This window comes from Pseudosulfitobacter pseudonitzschiae, assembly GCF_002222635.1.
Lineage (GTDB): Bacteria > Pseudomonadota > Alphaproteobacteria > Rhodobacterales > Rhodobacteraceae > Pseudosulfitobacter > Pseudosulfitobacter pseudonitzschiae_A.
The window spans coordinates 1,113,638-1,132,466 of record NZ_CP022415.1 but is presented as its reverse complement, the minus strand read 5'-3'; the positions used below and the strand labels follow the sequence as shown (position 1 = coordinate 1,132,466).

Here is an 18,829-nt window from a genome sequence, read left to right as displayed (position 1 = left end):
AAATACAAAAAGCCGGAGCAGATGCTCCGGCTTTTTATGTTTCAAGCTGCGCAGGGCGTCTACAACTCTTCGTTCTTACCCAGCATGTGGTTCATCGAAATCGCCGGCTGGTCGCATCCCGCCTCTCCGACGATCCGTGCGGGAATTCCTGCAACGGTCTTGCAGGGTGGCACAGCCTCCAGCACCACAGAGCCCGCTGCAATACGGCTGCAATGTCCGATGGTGATATTGCCCAAAACCTTGGCCCCCGCCCCGATCAGCACGCCGTCTCCGATCTTGGGGTGACGGTCCTGTTCTTCCTTGCCAGTTCCGCCCAGCGTCACCGAATGCAGCATCGACACGTTGTCACCCACCACTGCCGTTTCGCCGATCACAACCGAATGGGCGTGGTCGATCATGATGCCTTTGCCAATGCGCGCGGCGGGGTGGATGTCCACGCCAAAAATCTCGCTTACCCGCATCTGGAAGAAATAGGCCAGATCGCGGTGCCCCTGTTCCCACAGAAAATGCCCGACGCGATAGGCTTGAACAGCCTGATAGCCTTTGAAATACAGAATCGGCTGCAACAGACGGTGGCAGGCCGGATCACGTTCAAAGACCGCAACCAGATCGGCGCGTGCGGCGTCGATCAGGTCGGGTGACGCGGCATAGGCTTCGTCCACAATCTCGCGCACGACGACCATCGACATCTCGTTCGACGCCAGTTTAGCCGCGATCCGATAGCTCAGCGCCTTGTCGATGGATTTGTGGTGCAGAATACACGCATGGACAAATCCGCCCACCAAAGGTTCGTCTTGCACCGCCAAGCGGGCTTCGTCGGTGATCTGGTCCCACACCGGATCCATCGCAGAGACGTTCGTTCGCAATTCAGCCATGACACCTGTCCTTTCGCGCTTCTTGATAGCGCAATAGAGGTAAAATGACCAAACGCAAACCTGTGAAGGTACACATTCTCAATTCAGATGAGTCAACCTTTGCGGTGTTGCAACAGGCCTGAAGTCCGCGCAGAACTATCCCTAAGTCCCAGTAAAACAAGGACCATACACTCGCAATAGTGCGCATCATCCAGCATCGGCTCGTCTGCCAGAACCCGTTTTCTGGCCGCATCGGACAAAGTGCCATTGCCCCAAAGCGGGTGCGGACGCCCCGTCCGGCGCACATGATGCTCGGCCCATGTGGCCTCTTTCAGCATCCGCCTGCACAGGTACAACCGGTCCTGTGCAGGCCGCGCAAGCAGCGCGCGCGCCGCATCGCGCAAATCGGTATGCAGCACCGGTCGCATTACAGCGCCACCGTGATCCGCCCCGCCAGCCCTGCCCCATACCGCGTCGACAGTTGCGCCACCTCTACGTCGACCCCGCCCAGCGCCGCATCAGCGGCCTGCTCTGCGGCACCATAGATCCAATGCGTTGCCCCCACCGTCTCCTCGCGCAGCACCGCTCCGTCCCTCAGCACACGGACACGGTAGCTTTCGACATCCTCGCCCAGCGGCACCTCAGGTGTGTCCCAACCATCTCCGTCAATGCGCGTCCGCCTGATCCATGTCACCTGAACATCCCCGGGCCCCAGCAGATTCACCCGCAGATGCACCGGCGCATAGGGCCGCAGCCCGTTCCCGTCAAAGGCCTGCACCCGCGCGACAAAGCTTGGATCATCCAGACCACGCTGTGCGGGGCCGATCCGGTAATGTTGTGCCACCCGCCGCAAGTGCGTGGCCATCTCGATCTGACCGGGCGTACCGTTCAACAGCACCACCCAAGACCCCGCAGGCCAAGCGTCCGGCATCAGCGCATCCGTGCCCAACTGCCCGCGTAACCGGCGTCGCAGCAGATAGCTGTCCGGCCCGATCAACTCGGCGTCCTGAAACTGGAACAGTTCCCAATTGTCACTGCTGCCATCACCAATCGCACACAGGTTGCGCCCGTTCAGCACCGCGGCTTCTGACGCCGCCGATAGCGTCCCGTGCAACAGCCGCACCTCCAGCGCATCCCCGTCGTCCCAAATCGCTGGTGCATGTCGCACCAGCGGCGATTGCGTCAACCCGATCACCGCCTCCTGCGCGATGATGGTGTTCAGCGAATAATCCTCATCCGTGGGCGCGCTATAGACCGCCACGGTGCCCGGCCACGGATTGGCCGTTACCGCCAGATGTGGCGCATGTGGCACCTCGTCGCCGGTCATCAACGGCAGATCCAGAAACAACGGTGACACCGGCACCGGCTGCACAAAATTCCGCACCTTGGCCAGCGCATCATCAAGGTTTGAAGGCAGGTAAATCCCCGGCTCGATCCGCACCGCCTCAAGCATCTGAAGTGTACCCTGTTCGGCGCGGTCCACACGGTACGTCGCCGTGTCTGTCCCCTCGCCTGCCAAGGCGATGACATCCCCCGCCCCAATTGCCATTCGCGACGGCGGCAGCGCCACGCGCACCGCATCACGCGCCACCCGCGCCTCGATCAACCAGCGCTCGGCCACCTGCCGCCCTTCGGCGCGCGTCATGGCCAGCGCCACTTCAGAGGTGGCCACCGCATGGGTCGCCTGGTCAGGCAACACCGCCTCTTCCGCAATGGTCTCGAAATTGCCATCGGCCTGCACAAATCGCAGCCGCACCCGCCCCGCCATTTCCGCCTCGGCCTCGCGGATGTGATCCAGCGTGCCTTCCATCTCGTCGCTCAGAGCGAAATCTGACGCGGGTACGTCCAACGGCACCTGCCCGCCGCGCTGCCGGAATGACAACACCCCGTCCCGCTCGATCGCATCAAAGCCATACCGCAACATCAGCGGCTGTAAAGACGCCCGCGCATCGCCAACCTCGCCCACCACATAGCCGCGCACATAGCCGTGCAGCGCCGAGGTGTCATAGGCCGACAATCCCGCATTCTCGCAGATCTCGCCCACCACCGACGCCAGCGTCCGCGCGCCGGTGCGTCCGTTGATCCAATGACCACGGGTATAGTTTTCGCCGTCGCTCCACTGTGTCGTGTTGTTGGGAAAGAACGGATAGGGCCGCGTGTCCCATGCCCACACAAAGCTGTGCGACAAATCCAGCATCGGCGCGCCATATTCAGCCGATGTCGGATTGTGGCTCTCATCACTCCAATAAGAGTACATCGCACGCAGATACCGCTTCTGGATCAGATCATCACGCGTGCCGTCCGAATAATACGGCACATCACTTTCCGAGGATTTCGCATCCAGAAACTTGTTCGGCTGGTTGGTGCCCTTGTCCACCGCCGCACAGCCCATCTCGGTAAACCAGAATGGCTTTGACTGCGGCTCCCAAGCGGTGGACAACTCACTTCGGGCGCCACCCACCCGTTCGTGGTGCGTGTTCTGCCACCAGTTGCGCATGTCCTTGTATCGGTACACCCAAGGCTCGTCATAAGCCCCGTCGGTGATCGGCGTGCGGATCTGCGCATTGCGCGCATCGCCCGAGTGGTAATACCACGCGTACCCTTCACCGCCCTCGATGTTGGACCGCAGATAGTCGAGGTTATAAATCTCCCCCCAGTCTGCATCCAGATGGGCGGCACCTTCGCGCCAATCCGACATGGGCATGTAGTTGTCGATACCGATAAAGTCGATCTGGTCATCCGCCCACAACGGATCAAGATGAAAGAACACATCCCCCGACCCGTCCCGAGGCTGATAGCCAAAGTATTCCGACCAATCGGCCGCATAGCCAATCTTGGTCTCGGCCCCCACCAGATTGCGCACTTCGGCAGTCAACGCGCGCAAGGCCTGCACAAAAGGAAAGCTGTTGCCCGCCCCCCGCACCTGACTGAGCCCGCGCAGTTCCGACCCGATGCAAAATGCGTCAACGCCCCCTGCTGCGGCACACAGCGCAGCATAATGCAGGATAAACCGCGACAGGCTCCACTCCTCGGGGCCGGTGTAGGTGACCGTGCCATCCCCCAATGTGAAATCAGCCGCCGTGACAGTTCCCACAAACGCTGCAACCTCTGCCGCCGCAGCAGCACTCCCGTCAGGCGACCCAGCCTGCCCCACCGCCTTTGACGTGGTAATTCGCCCCCTCCACGGCAGCGCGGGCTGTGTCTGTGCGTCAGAATAGGGATCAGTCAACGTGTTCCCCCTCAGTTGGTCCATCAGAACAAAGGGATAGAACATCACTGCCTTACCCGCGTCATTCAGCGCACGGATCGCTTCAACCACTGCCGCATCCGCCGTAGTGCCCCCATAGACCGGACGGCCATTGAACTCGGCAATCTCCAACGCCAAAGCGCGCGTCAAACCCGAAACCGCCCAGGGCATGTTCTCGCCCTCGGCATTCTTGCGTTCCACCTTGGGCCGGATCGTACACCGGTCACAGCGCAGATCATCACCGAACCACGACACCACCACTGATACCGCCCCGCAATTGTGCAATTCGCCGTCCAGCACTTCCAGCGACTGGACAAAATCCGGCTTGCCCGCAGGCGTGTTTACATTGGCGCTCCAGCGCCCGCCCTTGCCATCGGCATAATAAACCGGCGTTGTCGCCAGCGCATATTCCCCCGTTCCTGGGATCAGCGCCACACCCTGCACCGCTTGCGCCATCTCGTCGTCATAGCCGTCCTCGTCGGGTTGTTCCGCACGGACCACCTCAAAGGAAAACTGCGGCACCCGATTGCCAAAGCGCTGCAACGCCAGATCGTCCATCACCACATAGGCCGTCCCTCGATAGGCCGGCACCATCCCCGCCCCCTCGACCGCCTCTATGGTCGGATCAGGCAGTTGATCAGGCGTGCCGGTGTAGACGCGCATATTCAGATCATCTGCCGCCAGTTCCTCTCCATCTGCCCAGACGCGGCCCACCCGCAAAATCTGCCCGGCGCACAGCGCGATCGCCAGCGACACCGAATAGCTGTAATCGCGCGTTGCAGGGCGGCTGGGCGCCCCCTTGCCCCCGCCCGACTGCGCCACCACCTCGCGAAAGGCCGACGCCCAAATCACCTGACCGCCAACCCGCATCCGCCCGTAGATCTGCGCCACGGGGTCACCTTCGCTCGCACTGGTCAAACGAAAGCGATCCACCCGCCCCGTCTCGACCACGTCCGAGCCTTGGCCCATCAGCTGCTGGTCGATCACCTTGCCCAGCGTCGCCCCCACCGCGCGCCCGATGGCCACAGAAGACAACCCTGCCAACGTACCCCCGATCGAGCCGCCAACTGCCGCACCCACCGCCGAAAGAACTATCGTCGCCATCAGGAATCCTCCTCGGGAAATTGAAACCGCGCAACCAAACGTCGCCGCCAAGGTGCGCTGAGCGGACTTTCGACCACACCGTGACCCGAATAGGCATGGATAAAACTGGGTCGCGCGTCGATGCCCGCCGCCAACCCCAAATGTTTGGCCACCGCCCCGTCACGCATCCGGAACAGCAAAATGTCGCCCGCTGCGGCATCCTCTAATGCCTTGGGCTGCAAATGGCGCAAGGCCGCTGTCCAAAGACGCTCGTCGCGCTGCGGCTCGGCCCAGTCCATCGAATAGGCGAGCGGCACTTCTGGTTCCGCTCCCACCACCTCGCGCCAGATGCCGCGCACCAGCCCCAGACAATCTGCCCCCGCCCCGCGACACGACGCCTGATGTACGTAAGGCGTACCAATCCAGCGCCGCGCAGCCTGTACAGCCCGCGCCCGGTTCATCGCAAACTCCCACCGGTATTGGCGCCGTCTGCACGTGGCACCGCCATTACCCAATCTTCGCCCGGAGTATCCGGGAAACCTTGAAAGTTCAGCAGGTTGTTAAACTTCAAACGACAGGTCTCTGTGCGCTTGTCACAGCCAGCCACCACGCGCACACGGTCCCCCGCCAGCAACGGCACCCGCAGCTTTTGCCACAGCTCGATCCGTCGTGCGCCTGTCTCCAACGTGTCATGTTTGATAGCGCCCCAAAGACCTGCCGCAGCACCGGAAAGCACATCCAGCCGTCCGCGCCGGAACCATTCGGGTTCAAACGCACCCGGGTCTTCCCAGACAAAATGCAAACCGTCACTGCCGGACTCCAGCGTGACATCGGCAAAATACCCCGGCGTTGCAGTATTGAACTGGCACTGACCGTTACCCAAAACCGCCGTACACGGCTTTTGATAGGTCCGGCCCAGCGGACGGTTCAACGCCTCGGTCAACCCCCGCAGTTCCGCCTGAAACGCGCCACCCGCACGCCGCAACTCGCCAATGGTGCCGCGAAACTGCAACCAGCGCTGGTCCACGTCCTGCCAGTTCACCAGCCACGCCCGCACCTCGGCCCCGTCGAAACGCCCCGCTTCTATGTCCGCCTCGGTCACAGCCGCATCCGTCAGCGCGCCCAACGCCTCGGTGTTGTCCACAGACAGCCCCGTGCTCTGAACCAGCGCCACCGCACTCAGACCGGCATCCGCCTTGAACTGCAGCCCATCAAAGCCCAGCGCCACATCGTGATCGGTGAACCCATAGCTAACCCCGTCAGTACGGATGATCGACCACGCACGACACAACGTCGTCGTGCCCGTGCCCACATGCGCCAGAAACGCCGCACTTTGCCCCCCCATCAGACCCGCACCTCGATCACCGGCACATCAGGCACCTGACCCGCTTGAAAACTGGCGACGCTGGTTTGAATCTGATCGGTGGCAAAACGCACCGGCACGTCAAATTCAAACCCCGCCACGATCTGCATCTGCGGATCAGGCGCATGGGCAAAAGCGAGGATACCGGTGGTCACGTCGACCTCGTAATCGACACCCTCTTGCAGCTCGTCCTGCTCGACCCCCACCCGCACCGTGCCTTGCACCGGCTTGGCAATTGGCCGGTCATAGCTGTGCGTGCCCGATCGATATGTCTTGATCAAAGGAAAGAACCGCGTCACCCCGTCTCCCACTGCTATTACCTGATCGTCAAAAGCGATCTGCCCGCTGGCCTTGGAGGATTTGAAATCCGCCCAATCCTTCCAGCGAAAACCGAACATCTGCCCGCGCCGCGTTTCGAAAAACGCGATCAGCGCCTCGATGTCGTCCAGAGACCGCATCCCCAGCCCCGCATCATAGCGCCTGCGCGAATGGGCCCAGGGCGTGTTGCGCTCCTCAAAGCCATTGGCCAGCGTCACAATCTCGGTGCGCCGCTCGGGGCCGCCAACCGATCCAAAGCTCAGCGATGCGGGAAACCGTATTTCGTGAAAATTCATGTCTTACCCCTCCTCAACGGTTGCGGCTGCCACGGCCCAGCGCACGGCCCATCTTGGCCGCGATCTGGTTCTGGCTGCGCTGGAACCCCTGCACATCCGGCGTGGTGATATTCATCACGATGGTCGGCGCCGCGACCCCGCCACTGCGCACCCCCAGCTTGCCATCGGCACCGCGCGCCAGCGGCATGATCGCCTCGGGACCGGCTTCGCCCATCAGCCCCACGCCACCGCGCATCCCGAACGGTGTCGCACTACTGACGATCCCGCCACTGGCAAAGGGCATCACCCGCCCCTGACTGAACGACGCCCCGTCGGCGAAGGGCAAAATGCCTTGCATCAGCCCGTTCACCCCCTGCGCCAGCAGCCCGCCAAAATGGCCGGTGACCGGCTTGAGCGCTGCGTTATATGTGGCATTGATCATCGACTGTGCCACCGTTTGCAGCGCATCCGACAGCTTCATCCCGTCAAAAACCAACCCGTCAAATGCGCGGCGCAAACCACGGCTCAACCCGCGTTCCAACACCTGCACATCCTGCCCCGTGGCAGCCAGCGACGTGCGCATCCGGCGCAATTCGCCATCAAACGCCGACACCATGACCGACGCCTGCCCCAAACTGTCCGCCATCGCATCGGCACTGGCATCCAGTTCCTCGATCCTGCTTTCATAATCACTCATATCGTTCCCTCACCTGCATTGTCCGGATAGGCCGCCATCAGCGCCGCCAGCCCGTCATTCAACAACGGCGCATCTGCACCCGCGTCGCCCAGCATCACCCGCAACTCGGCTGGCGTCAGACTCCAGAACACATCCGGAGCCAACCCCAGCCCGTGCAATCCCGCCCGCATCAACGCCTGCCAACCCATTGTCTGGCTCATGCCTCGGGCACCACAAAGGCCCGCGCCAACAACTCCGCCGCAGCCCGCGCCGCAGCCATCGGCCCGCCTTCGATCTCGGCCTGCGCCAAAGTGGCAGGCGACAGGTCACACCCACCGCCTTCCAGCCCTGCCCCCAGCAGCACCAGAACATCGCGCGTCGAAAACGCCCCGCTCTCGAACCGCTCGACCAGACCCACCAGCGATCCGGTCTCCAGCGTCGCCTCAAGCGACGCAAGCGCGCCAAGGGTCAGGCGCATCACATGCCGCTGACCATTGACGATCAGCGCCACATCTCCCCTCCACGGATTGGCCATCTCGGATCACAGTGCCACAAAGGTCAGCAGACCCGCCGACGCCAGCGACATCTCGTAAGTCGCCTCGCCATTGTGGCTGCCCGCGTATTCGATAGCCGTCACCAGGAACCGCCCTTCGATCACCCCGAAATCGGGAATGATGATCTGGAAATCCGGCACCTCGCCATCAAAAAACAACTGCCTCGCGCGCTCGTCCGTGCCTTCGTCCTTGAACACGCCCGCACCGCTGATGCTGCACGACCGCACTCCGGCACCCGCCAGCAACTCGCGCCAGCCGCCTTGGCTTTCCAAGCTGGTGACATCCACCGTCTCGGCATTAAAACTGACGCGCGTGGCGCGCAGGCCCGCAATGGTCTCGAACTGACCATCCGACGTCATATCCACCTTGACCAACAGGTCTTTTCCGTTCTGAGCAGCCATGAAATTCTCCAATCAGGGCAAAAGGTTAATCGTCTTCGACACGCGCCTTGAACCGCAGGACAATCGTCCGCCCCGCTCCCGCATCACTGCGGTCGGCCACCGCACGGTCGAAATTCAGGTAAATCAGCCGCCCCCGCGCCAACGTCAGGTCGGCATCGTGCAAGGTGTCACTGATCGCAGCCGCCACAGCCTTGGCTGCGGCAAAACCCTGCACATCCGTGACAACCGCGATCCGCACATCATGCACGGCCCCGCTACCGGTCTTGTCATTGGCCGCACGCACGGTTTCGGCACCGATACTGACGTAAAGCGGTGGAACTGTACCTGTGGGCATCGCGTCATAAATGTCTGCGCCCACCAGATCAGTCACAGCAACGGCCGCCGTCAAAGCATTATAAATCGCGCTTTGCAGCGCTGCGGATACGCCATAGCTCATGTCGCCACCTCTTCGTTCGCGAAACAGGTCAGATAGCGGCCTTCGGCGTCATGCTCTGCCACAGCCGTGATGCGAAACACCCGGTTGCCGTCTCGAAACCGCTGCTTGGCGGTGGGCCGTTCCGGATACCCTTCGGGCGCACCACGCACGATGATCCGAAAGGAAACATGCGACACCGCCGCAGGCCCGGACGCAGTCTCGCGGCCCGTGCGCGGCAACACCTGCGCCCACAGCACGCCCAGAACTTCCCAATTCTGCGCATAGCCACCCGCCCCGTCCGCGATTCGCACAGGTGTTTCCAGACTCAGCTTGCGGCTCAGACGTGGCATCTTCATGCAACATCCGCATGTCCTTGATTGATTGCAGTTCAGACGCGACTTACGTGCGCATCAGCCTCGTACGCGCGCCATCAATGGCCGCCGCGATTCCGCGCAATGCTGCAGTCTCCTCAGGCACCAGATCGCCCGCCTTGCCCGCCACACCCGCATTGGGGAGCATCGGGAACGTCACCAGCGACACCTCCCAAAGCTCCAGTTCCATCAAAAGCCGCTGGCCCCTGGCCACCGCACCATTGGGCCACTCCAGCCGGTTGCGCGTGGCAATCCACTTGGGCCGACGGTCGGGCGGCGAACAGGCCATGATCCCGCTGTCCCCAAAGATCATCACCTCGCGCACCTGATCCTGCGTCTCGCCCACCAATGCCACGCGGCTGCACGCACCATTGTCAAAGGGCCGCGCACCTTCCACCTTGCTGCGCACCCACTCGGCCCCTGCACGGGTCTTGCCCGCACCGCGCCCACCCAGAACGACCCACGCCCGCCAGTCGCCTTCGGGCGGCAACTGGTGCGGCATCGCCCAGAATTCGAACAAAAAAGGGAGGGCACAAAGCCCTCCCTCCCCGATATCCTCAAGAAACTTCTCTTGTTCCCGAACAGTCGCGCAAGCGATTAAGTCGGCACCCGACCTCAGCCCGTGCGGCATCAAGATCGAGTGCATAGCCGCCTTGGGCAATATGTGATTGTTTACGTCGACATTCTGCAACTTGTGTCTCCAGTTTCATACAGGTTTCCAGCGACGATCGCAGCGAAGCAACCGTCGCCTTTACATCTTTGGTGTCCGCATCCCCCCCGTTCCGCGCCTCCTCTTTCAAGAAAACGAGCTGCTCTCTCAGTTCGCCAAGCTCACGGTAAACCGTGTCCAGTGCCTGTTGTATTTGCTCGGCGTCCGCGTCTGGGGTTATGATGATCATAACTGGTCGTTCACCTCTCTTGGGTTTTTGGCCCCCCGCACGAGTGAAACACGAAAAAACGGCCAACAAGGTTACCCTTGCGGCCGCTTGCCCATGTCTTCCAGCATGTCACAATGTCTACATCAGACCGTTCGCAAAGTCAAGCCTGACTGACCGCGCACCGCCGCCCAACCGTCCGTTATCATTACGAAAACTTAACGATTGGGCGGTCCGGTCAGTTGTCTTGCACGGGCTGCTGCGCCTCGATTTCACGCCATTTCGCCACGTTTCGGTTGTGTTCTTCCAACGTGGTGGCAAAGGCATGTCCGCCCGTGCCATCGGCCACGAAGAACACAAAATCGGTGCTGTCGGGCCGCGCCGCCGCTTCCAGACTTGCCCGTCCGGGGTTGGCGATGGGCGTCGGTGGCAACCCTTCGATCACATAGGTGTTCCACGGCGTCGCCCCGCGCAGTTCCGACTGGCGCAGACCACGGCCCAACACGCCTTCGCCCTTGGTGATGCCATAGATCACTGTGGGGTCGGTCTGCAAACGCATCCCTTGGTTCAGACGGTTGACGAACACGCTGGCCACCTGACGGCGCTCTTCGGCCACACCGGTTTCCTTCTCGATGATCGACGCCAGAATAAGCAACTCCTCGGGCGTACTGACAGGCAAATCTTCGTCGCGCCCTTCCCAAGCTGCCGCAACCAGCACCTCTTGGGCGGCTTCCATACGCGCCAGAATGGCAGCGCGGTCGTCACCCGGACGCACCTCATAGCTGTCGGGGGCCAAGGCACCCTCGGCCGGCACCTGCGGCACTTCGCCATCCAGAACATCCATAGCGCGCAGCGCTTCGGTCACTTGCCAGCTTGTCACACCCTCGGCCACAGCCACGCGGAACCGTGTGTCGGGCTTGGCTTTCACTTCGGAGTAAATCTCGGGCGCTTCTTCACTGCCCTGATCGAACTCGGCCCGCTCGACGAACTTGCTGGTCGCAGGGTCCAACTCGCGCACCTGAACCGACACGCGGTTCACACCGACGCGGTACACCACTTCGGTGCCGCAAGTACTGGCCCCGCCACGGGTAAGCGCATCGACAATCTCTTCCATTGAAGCCCCTGGTTCGACCAGATAGCTGCCAAATTTCAGATCATCTGTTTTCGCAGCATAGTCAGCGCCGATGCGAAGAATAGGACCGCTAGACACAGCGCCCTGATCTACAAGGTTCTTACTAACCCGATCGAAATTCGACCCGCGCGGCACTTCCACACATACTGCTTCAGTCAGCGGCCCTTGCGCCTCGTACTGCCCCTTGCCCCACAGGATCACACCGCCCAGCAGGAACAATGCCAGCAAAATAAACGTCAGCGCATTCGAGGCGATATGACGCCACATCAACTGTCAACCTTTGCAAAGATCACCGACGCATTGGTCCCGCCAAAGCCAAAGGAGTTCGACAAAACCACATTCACCTCACGCGCACGCTTGGCATTGGGCGCCAGATCCACAGCCGTCTCAACCGCCGGATTTTCCAGATTGATCGTCGGCGGGCAAACCTGATCGCGGATCGCCAGAATACCAAAGATCGCCTCGATCGCGCCAGCGGCCCCCAACAGGTGGCCGGTCGCCGATTTGGTCGACGACATGGTGACCTTGCCCGCATGATCGCCCAGCATCCGCTCAACCGCACCCAATTCAATGGTGTCTGCCATCGTGCTGGTGCCGTGGGCGTTGATGTAATCAATATCCGAGGGCTGCAAGCCCGCATTGCGCAACGCCGCGCGCATCGCACGCTCGCCACCTTCACCCGACTCCGACGGTGCAGTAATGTGATAGGCGTCGCCCGACAGGCCATAGCCCTTCACTTCAGCGTAAATCTTCGCACCGCGCGCCTTGGCGTGCTCGTACTCTTCCAACACCACAATACCCGCACCCTCGCCCATCACGAAACCGTCGCGATCCACGTCATAGGGGCGGCTCGCCTTTTTTGGATCATCCGCATATTTGGTCGACAGCGCCTTGCACGCGTTAAAGCCCGCAATACCGATCTTGCAGATTGCCGCCTCGGCCCCACCTGCGACCATCACATCCGCATCGCCGTGCTGGATCAGACGGCTGGCATCACCAATCGCATGTGCGCCCGTCGAACAGGCCGTCACCACCGAATGGTTCGGCCCTTTATAGCCATAGCGGATGCTGACCTGACCGCTGATCAGGTTGATCAACGCACCGGGCACAAAGAACGGGCTGACGCGGCGCGGGCCCTTTTCTTCCATCATCACGGCGGTGTTGGCGATGCTGTTCAACCCGCCGATACCCGACCCGATCAAAACGCCGGTGCGCTCGAAATCTTCGTCGCTCTGCGGGGTCCAGCCGGAATCCTCTACAGCTTGCTGGGCAGCAGCCATGCCAAACAGAATAAAGGTATCGACCTTACGCTGCTCTTTGGGTTCCATATAGGTATCGGCGTTGAACGTATCATTGCTGCCATCACCCAAAGGCACTTCGCACGCATAGGTCGTGACCAATCCTTCGGTGTCAAATCCGGTGATCGGACCCGCGCCCGACTGACCGTCCAAAATACGGCTCCACGTGGCCTCGACCCCATCGGCCAATGGCGTCACCAGCCCCAAGCCTGTCACAACAACTCTGCGCATTGATATGCCCCTTTGTCTCGTTTTGACGCTCATAGCCCGTCAAAGCCCGCGTGTTCAAGTCCCGCGCGACGTCACCAGCGACCTAGCTGCACAGCATCCAGCCGCGATGTTGGCCGATTTTCGCCGTCATGCACTGCCCATTATGGCGGCGATCTGCGTATCATCAAATCTACGGGCATGCCATCTTCCTCAGTCCGGCGCAGCGGTTTGTACCCCAACGCCTCAGCCAGACGCAGCGACACGGCGTTATCGGGGTTGATCCGGCACACCAGCGGTCCGGTGACCACGCGGTCAAACCAGTCATGCGCTGCCTGTGCCGCCTGCCGTCCCAAACCGCGCCCCTGAAAATCCGGTGACAACACCCAAGCGGCTTCGGGATAGGCATCAAAATCTGTACCAAGCCCACGCACGCCATAGAAAAAACCGGTCTGCCCCACCAGCGACTTGGTGCCCTGCGCCTCGATCGCCCATTGGCCAAAGCCCGTCATCTGCCAATGCCCCGCATTGCGCAAAAACGAATCCCACGCCCGACTGCGGCTCCACGGCACGCCGCCGGTATATTGCACCACGTCCGCCATCGCCCAGATCGCCGCATAGCGGTCAAAATCATCGGGCCTCAGCGCACGTAACGTCAATCCTTTGGTGTTGATGGTGGGGATGACGCGCGACATTAGAATGTTGGGGGCATTGCTTTAGGTTCCTGCTTTGGCCTCTTGTTCTCCAAGGCTCTGCGCCAACAGTGTCCCCGCACACGGACGCATGCAATACAGTTTTGCCCCAAAATCAAAAAAACGGCGCCTTTCCGCATGGAAAGACGCCGTTTCGATCGCCCGAAAGCGTTTGGACTTAGGTCGCTTCAGAGATGAATTTAACCGCATCACCGAACGTCTGGATCGTTTCCGCCGCGTCGTCGGGGATCTCGATGCCGAATTCTTCTTCGAACGCCATCACCAGCTCGACAGTGTCGAGGCTGTCAGCGCCCAGATCATCGATGAACGACGCGTTCTCGACAACTTTGTCTTCTTCAACACCCAGGTGCTCTACAACGATCTTTTTAACGCGGTCTGCGACGTCGCTCATTTCCAAGTCCTCATTCCAAGCGGGTAAATATCTTACCCTTCAGTGGTGCCGTTCCTATTGGAGCGGCATGGTCGTGCCCCCCAAGGGGCGGCTATTCCAAAGACACGTCACCGCGCCCCCGGTTCAAATCTGCGCCGCCTATAGCATATCCCGAAAAGATGGCAAGGCTTCTGGCGCGGCTCCTACAACATGGCCATACCGCCGTTCACGTGCAAGGTCGTTCCTGTGACATAGCCTGCTTCAGCACTGGCAAGATAGGCCACGGCCGCCGCAATTTCCGAAGGCTCGCCCATACGTCCGGCAGGAATTTGCGACAAAAGCCCTGCTTTTTGGTCATCTGTCAACTTTTCTGTCATTGGGGTGGTAATAAATCCCGGCGCTACAGCATTCACTGTAATCCCACGGCTGGCCACCTCATAGGCCAGACTTTTCGACATGGCGATCATGCCTGCCTTGCTGGCCGCATAGTTCGCCTGACCGGGGTTGCCAATTGCCCCCACAATCGAACTGATGTTGATGATCCGGCCCCAACGGGCCTTCATCATGCCGCGCAGAACGCCACGGCACAGTTTCATCGTGGCAGTCAGGTTCACGTCCAGAACGCTGTTCCAATCGTCGTCCGACATCCGCATAAACAGATTGTCGCGGGTAATACCTGCGTTGTTGACCAGAATATCAACGCGTCCCATCGCCTCGATGGCCTGCTTGGGCAGCGCGTCAACCGCCTCCGCGTCGCTCAGGTTGCACGGCAACACATGCACACGGTCGCCCAATTCAGCCGCCAGTGCCTCCAACGGCTCTACCCGCGTACCAGACAGCGCCACAGTGGCCCCTGCCCGATGCAGCACCCGTGCAATCTCGGCACCGATGCCACCCGATGCGCCGGTGACCAGCGCCGTTTTATCCGTCAAATCCATAAACTGTTCCTCTTCACCAAGTTACGCTTTGAGTGCGGCAATATCAGCGGCCACGCCAATGTTGCGCGTGGCGACATCACGGTCGATCCGGCGGATCATCCCGCTCAGCGCCTTGCCTGCGCCAATTTCCCACATCTCGGTCACACCCTGTGCGGCCATCCACATGACACTTTCCCGCCAGCGGACAGATCCTGTGACCTGCTCCACCAGCAGATCGCGGATAATCTTGGCGCTGTCCACGGCCTCGGCGCGCACGTTCGCAACCAACGGCACCGCCGGCGCATTGATTTCGACAGCGTCCAATGCCTCGGCCATCTTTTGCGCCGCAGGTTCCATCAAAGCACAATGAAAAGGCGCACTTACCGGCAGCAAAAGCGCACGTTTGGCACCCTTCGCCTTGGCGATCCCGATGGCCCGCTCGACAGCGGCCTTGTGACCCGACACCACAACCTGCGCCGGATCGTTGTCATTTGCCGCCTGACAAACCTCGCCCTCGGCCGCTTCTTCGGCCACTTCGGTTGCCGTGTCGAAATCCAGCCCCAGCAAAGCAGCCATTGCGCCCATGCCAACCGGCACCGCCTCTTGCATCGCCGCACCGCGAATCCGCAGCAACCGCGCCGTATCCGCCACCGAAATGGCGCCGGCAGCCGCCAAAGCGGAATATTCGCCCAGCGAATGACCTGCCACGAATGAGGCCGTGCCAATACCGTATCCCTCGACCTCAAGCGCGCGCATCGCCGCCAGCGACGTGGCCATCAGCGCAGGCTGCGCATTCTGCGTCAGGGTCAGCGTTTCAACATCGCCCTCCCAGATCAGGTCGCTCAGCTTTTCGCCCAAAGCGTCGTCAACCTCGTCAAAAACCGCCCGCGCTGCCGGATAGGCCTCGGCCAGATCGCGGCCCATGCCAATGGTCTGTGCGCCCTGTCCGGGAAATACAAATGCTATGCTCATGGGCTGCTGCCCTCCCTCGTTTGCCGTTCTGCGCGGTTTAGAGACCTCGCGCGCCGCACACAAGCCGCACGAACCCAATCACACCAATTCCCGCACGATGCCTGTGCAACTATTTGCAGTTACAAAAACATGCCAATAGGTCACATTAACGATCAAGCCCGCCTCAGGGCAAACCCTTCATCCGTCCACTTCGGAGACAGATATGCCACTGACCAACGCCGACGACCGCTATGGCACCGTGACCAAAACCTTTCACTGGCTGATCGCCCTGCTGATCATCACCCTGATCCCACTGGGGCTGATTGCCAACGCAATGGCCTATGACACCGCAGAACAACTGGCGACCAAGGCGCGGCTGTTCTCGCTGCACAAAACGCTGGGGATCACGGTGTTCTTCGTGGCCCTTGCACGCATCCTGTGGGCCATAACCCAAACCAAACCCGCAAACCTGCATCCGGAACGCAAGCTTGAAACCTTCGCCGCCGAAACCGTCCACTGGCTACTCTACGCCAGTCTGGTGATCGTGCCGCTGTCGGGCTGGATTCACCACGCCTCCTCCGCAGGTTTTGCCCCGCACTGGCTGCCCATCGGCCAGAACCTGCCACTGGTGCCCAAATCCGAAACCGTCGCAGGCGCATTCGGCGCGATGCATGAAATCGCCACCCATGTTTTAGAAGCATCCCTTGCGCTGCACATTCTGGGCGCGCTCAAACACCATTTCATCGACCGCGACAGCACCCTGCGCCGGATGTGGTTCGGCACCACCACCGCTACAACACCAGGCGGCCAACACAGCCCCCGCCGCCCCGCAATCACCGCCGCTGTCATCTGGGCCTTGGCCATTGCCTTTGGCGCAGGGCTGGGCGTCGCAGGGGCAGAAAACGCCCGCCCCGGCCCTGCGTCTCTCACCGAGGTGCAATCCGACTGGCAGGTACAAGACGGCACCCTGTCCATCGTGGTCAACCAGTTCGGGTCCGATGTGACTGGCAGCTTTGCCGACTGGACCGCCGACATCACATTTGACGACACCGTCCAAAACGGCATTTCCGGCGCGGTCGAAGTCACAATCGCCATCGGCTCGCTCACGCTGGGCTCGGTCACCGATCAAGCCATGGGCCCCGACTTTTTCAACGTCGAGCAATACCCGACAGCGACCTATTCGGCCGAAATCATCACGACCATCGACAGCACCACAGCCCGTGGCACCCTGACGATCAAGGATCAGTCGGTCGCACTGGACCTGCCCTTTGATCTGACCATTGACGGCGACACCGCCACGATGAAGGGCAGCACCACAATCGACCGACGCGATTATAACATCGGTGCCAACATGAACGATGAGGGCAGCCTGAAATTCCCCGTCGACATACAGGTCGAGCTGACCGCCACCCGAAACTAAAGCGCGCAGACATCTTTCTTTTGGCTCAAAATATCCCCGCCGGAGGCACCTTTCCCCATACGCGACGCCAAATACCGACCCGCAACAGAAATGGCCGCCGGATCACTCCGGCGGCCATTCTCGCAGAAACATAGAACGGCTTAGTCAGCCTTCATCGCCTCGATCGAGATAATGATATCGACCTGATCGCCGACATAGGGCGCAAACATGCCCATGTCGAAATCTGTCCGCATCACCGAAGTGGTCGCGCTGAAACCGGCCCAGGGTTTGCCCGCCTGCGGGTGATCCCCCATCTGCGTCAGCTTGGCGTCCAGAACGACAGGCTTGGTGATGTCGTTCATGGTCAGATCACCGGTGATCAGAGCGGTGTCGTCGCCGGTCACTTCGATGCTAGTCGATGTGAACGTCACCATGTCATCTTCGGACGCACCAAAGAAATCATCTGTCATAAAGTGGTTCAGGCGCGGCTCCCAGCCGGTGATCATGCTGGTGGCAGGAAAAGACACCGAAACGGACGACTTTGCAGGGTCTTCCTGATCAAAGCTGATTTCACCATCAAAGCCCGAGAACATGCCGTATGTTGTCGAAAATCCAAGGTGTTCATAATGGAACACAATTTGGCTGTGTCCGGGATCAAATGTGTATGTATCGGCAGCAAAGGACATGGTGGCAGCCGTTGACAGGGCCGTGGCAAGCAGAAGGGATTTCATATTAGGGGTCACTCCGTGTTGATGAAACTGTGCCCTAAATGTCGTGCGATTTAGCGTTTATTCAAGTCGGCATTGATCAACATCTTCTGCGCGCCTCTGAACAGGGGGACTGTGCAGACTTGCGCAGTGCGATCCGGCACGATCGCCCTAAAATGGTCACAGCTTGCCTGCGTCGCGCAATCCAGACACAAGAAACCGCAGCGTCCCGCGATCTGTGGGGGCCACTTCGGCCAGCAAGGCACCACGCGTGTCCCACAACGTGACGATGTTCTTGTGATTTTCGACGCGTCCCAGTTCGGCAAAGCTGCAATCTTGCAAAACCTTGTCCCCGCGGCGCGTCCGGCGCACCAGACGCACACGGCGGCGCACCACGTCAATCTCGGCTTCGGGGGTGTCGGGCGCGGACCAGCTTTGCACCAGTGCCAAACCGACCAGCCCCGCAACCAGCGACAGCACCAACTTGATCAACACCGCGTCCGCCGTCCAATTGCTGCCCGGTGCAATCCACAATCCCGCCGCCGCAAGGATCAACGCCGCCCCCGTTATCCGGCGGGCCATCCGCACCACTGTGCGGCCCCCGTCCAACGATCGCACTGGTGTGCTCAGGGTGGATGTGGTCATGGCGGTGTCGGTCATAAAATCGGTTGTAGCGGTCATGAGCGTATCCTTCGTTCGCGGG

At 60.8% G+C, this 18,829-nt stretch carries 22 protein-coding genes and 1 pseudogene; 1 reads left to right on the top strand and 22 read right to left on the bottom strand.

Annotated elements, in window-relative coordinates; translation table 11 throughout:
• Positions 1-59: 59 nt before the first annotated feature.
• The 20 genes and pseudogenes from cysE to fabD all read right to left on the bottom strand — a co-directional run bounded on the left by cysE (position 60) and on the right by fabD (position 16,041).
• Positions 60-875, bottom strand: coding sequence for a serine O-acetyltransferase (gene cysE / locus SULPSESMR1_RS05455; protein ID WP_089419902.1), 816 nt, complete (start codon positions 873-875; stop codon positions 60-62).
• Between the two features lie 92 nt (positions 876-967).
• Entirely contained in the window at positions 968-1,282 is a 315-nt protein-coding gene (locus SULPSESMR1_RS05450; protein WP_089419901.1) for a DUF7742 family protein, read from the bottom strand.
• The gene (locus tag SULPSESMR1_RS05445; RefSeq protein ID WP_089419900.1) at positions 1,282-5,205 is read right to left on the bottom strand and encodes a baseplate multidomain protein megatron; all 3,924 of its coding nucleotides are present in this window, start codon (positions 5,203-5,205) and stop codon (positions 1,282-1,284) included. Before SULPSESMR1_RS05445 ends, SULPSESMR1_RS05450 begins: the two co-directional genes overlap by 1 nt.
• Positions 5,205-5,645, bottom strand: a complete 441-nt coding sequence (locus SULPSESMR1_RS05440) for an NlpC/P60 family protein (protein WP_089419899.1) — start codon at positions 5,643-5,645, stop codon at positions 5,205-5,207. Before SULPSESMR1_RS05440 ends, SULPSESMR1_RS05445 begins: the two co-directional genes overlap by 1 nt.
• Entirely contained in the window at positions 5,642-6,529 is an 888-nt protein-coding gene (locus tag SULPSESMR1_RS05435) for a DUF2163 domain-containing protein (protein WP_089419898.1), read from the bottom strand. Before SULPSESMR1_RS05435 ends, SULPSESMR1_RS05440 begins: the two co-directional genes overlap by 4 nt.
• Positions 6,529-7,161: a DUF2460 domain-containing protein gene (locus SULPSESMR1_RS05430; RefSeq protein WP_089419897.1), complete on the bottom strand. Its 633-nt coding sequence runs from the start codon at positions 7,159-7,161 to the stop codon at positions 6,529-6,531. Before SULPSESMR1_RS05430 ends, SULPSESMR1_RS05435 begins: the two co-directional genes overlap by 1 nt.
• Positions 7,162-7,174: 13 nt before the next feature.
• Complete coding sequence (locus SULPSESMR1_RS05425) at positions 7,175-7,837, bottom strand: phage tail tape measure protein (protein ID WP_089419896.1); 663 nt, start codon at positions 7,835-7,837, stop codon at positions 7,175-7,177.
• Positions 7,834-8,037 carry a rcc01693 family protein gene (locus SULPSESMR1_RS05420; protein ID WP_089419895.1) on the bottom strand — a complete coding sequence of 68 codons (204 nt, stop codon included), beginning with the start codon at positions 8,035-8,037 and terminating at the stop codon, positions 7,834-7,836. Before SULPSESMR1_RS05420 ends, SULPSESMR1_RS05425 begins: the two co-directional genes overlap by 4 nt.
• A complete protein-coding gene (locus SULPSESMR1_RS05415; protein WP_089419894.1) occupies positions 8,034-8,351 on the bottom strand; it encodes a gene transfer agent family protein in 318 nt (105 codons plus the stop codon). Before SULPSESMR1_RS05415 ends, SULPSESMR1_RS05420 begins: the two co-directional genes overlap by 4 nt.
• Positions 8,352-8,357: 6 nt before the next feature.
• On the bottom strand, positions 8,358-8,771 hold the full coding sequence (locus SULPSESMR1_RS05410; RefSeq protein ID WP_089419893.1) for a phage major tail protein, TP901-1 family: 414 nt from the start codon (positions 8,769-8,771) through the stop codon (positions 8,358-8,360).
• 25 nt (positions 8,772-8,796) lie between these two features.
• Entirely contained in the window at positions 8,797-9,207 is a 411-nt protein-coding gene (locus SULPSESMR1_RS05405) for a DUF3168 domain-containing protein (RefSeq protein ID WP_089419892.1), read from the bottom strand.
• Positions 9,204-9,542, bottom strand: a complete 339-nt coding sequence (locus SULPSESMR1_RS05400) for a phage head closure protein (RefSeq protein WP_089419891.1) — start codon at positions 9,540-9,542, stop codon at positions 9,204-9,206. The genes SULPSESMR1_RS05405 and SULPSESMR1_RS05400 overlap by 4 nt, the downstream gene beginning before the upstream one ends.
• Before the next feature lie 223 nt (positions 9,543-9,765).
• Positions 9,766-10,203 (bottom strand): annotated as a pseudogene (locus SULPSESMR1_RS05395) (terminase large subunit domain-containing protein); the annotation flags it as partial.
• Complete coding sequence (locus tag SULPSESMR1_RS25200) at positions 10,115-10,456, bottom strand: hypothetical protein (protein ID WP_162791872.1); 342 nt, start codon at positions 10,454-10,456, stop codon at positions 10,115-10,117. The gene SULPSESMR1_RS25200 and the pseudogene SULPSESMR1_RS05395, both read right to left, overlap by 89 nt.
• A 214-nt stretch (positions 10,457-10,670) precedes the next feature.
• Complete coding sequence (mltG, locus tag SULPSESMR1_RS05390; RefSeq protein WP_089419890.1) at positions 10,671-11,831, bottom strand: endolytic transglycosylase MltG; 1,161 nt, start codon at positions 11,829-11,831, stop codon at positions 10,671-10,673.
• Entirely contained in the window at positions 11,831-13,093 is a 1,263-nt protein-coding gene (gene fabF, locus SULPSESMR1_RS05385) for a beta-ketoacyl-ACP synthase II (RefSeq protein ID WP_089419889.1), read from the bottom strand. Before fabF ends, mltG begins: the two co-directional genes overlap by 1 nt.
• 140 nt (positions 13,094-13,233) lie before the next feature.
• The gene (locus tag SULPSESMR1_RS05380) at positions 13,234-13,764 is read right to left on the bottom strand and encodes a GNAT family N-acetyltransferase (RefSeq protein WP_089419888.1); all 531 of its coding nucleotides are present in this window, start codon (positions 13,762-13,764) and stop codon (positions 13,234-13,236) included.
• A 175-nt stretch (positions 13,765-13,939) separates the two neighbouring features.
• On the bottom strand, positions 13,940-14,173 hold the full coding sequence (locus SULPSESMR1_RS05375; RefSeq protein ID WP_089419887.1) for an acyl carrier protein: 234 nt from the start codon (positions 14,171-14,173) through the stop codon (positions 13,940-13,942).
• Positions 14,174-14,355: 182 nt separating this feature from the next.
• Positions 14,356-15,090, bottom strand: a complete 735-nt coding sequence (gene fabG, locus SULPSESMR1_RS05370) for a 3-oxoacyl-ACP reductase FabG (RefSeq protein WP_089419886.1) — start codon at positions 15,088-15,090, stop codon at positions 14,356-14,358.
• A 21-nt stretch (positions 15,091-15,111) separates the two neighbouring features.
• Positions 15,112-16,041, bottom strand: coding sequence for an ACP S-malonyltransferase (fabD, locus tag SULPSESMR1_RS05365; RefSeq protein ID WP_089419885.1), 930 nt, complete (start codon positions 16,039-16,041; stop codon positions 15,112-15,114).
• A gap of 202 nt (positions 16,042-16,243) precedes the next feature.
• Here fabD and SULPSESMR1_RS05360 point away from each other — a divergent pair, with 202 nt between their 5' ends.
• The gene (locus tag SULPSESMR1_RS05360; protein ID WP_089419884.1) at positions 16,244-17,440 is read left to right on the top strand and encodes a cytochrome b/b6 domain-containing protein; all 1,197 of its coding nucleotides are present in this window, start codon (positions 16,244-16,246) and stop codon (positions 17,438-17,440) included.
• Between the two features lie 140 nt (positions 17,441-17,580).
• Here the strand turns inward: SULPSESMR1_RS05360 and SULPSESMR1_RS05355 are convergent, their stop codons facing one another.
• Complete coding sequence (locus tag SULPSESMR1_RS05355; RefSeq protein ID WP_089419883.1) at positions 17,581-18,150, bottom strand: YceI family protein; 570 nt, start codon at positions 18,148-18,150, stop codon at positions 17,581-17,583.
• A gap of 156 nt (positions 18,151-18,306) precedes the next feature.
• Positions 18,307-18,807, bottom strand: coding sequence for a hypothetical protein (locus tag SULPSESMR1_RS05350; RefSeq protein ID WP_089419882.1), 501 nt, complete (start codon positions 18,805-18,807; stop codon positions 18,307-18,309).
• Between the last annotated feature and the right edge of the window lie 22 nt (positions 18,808-18,829).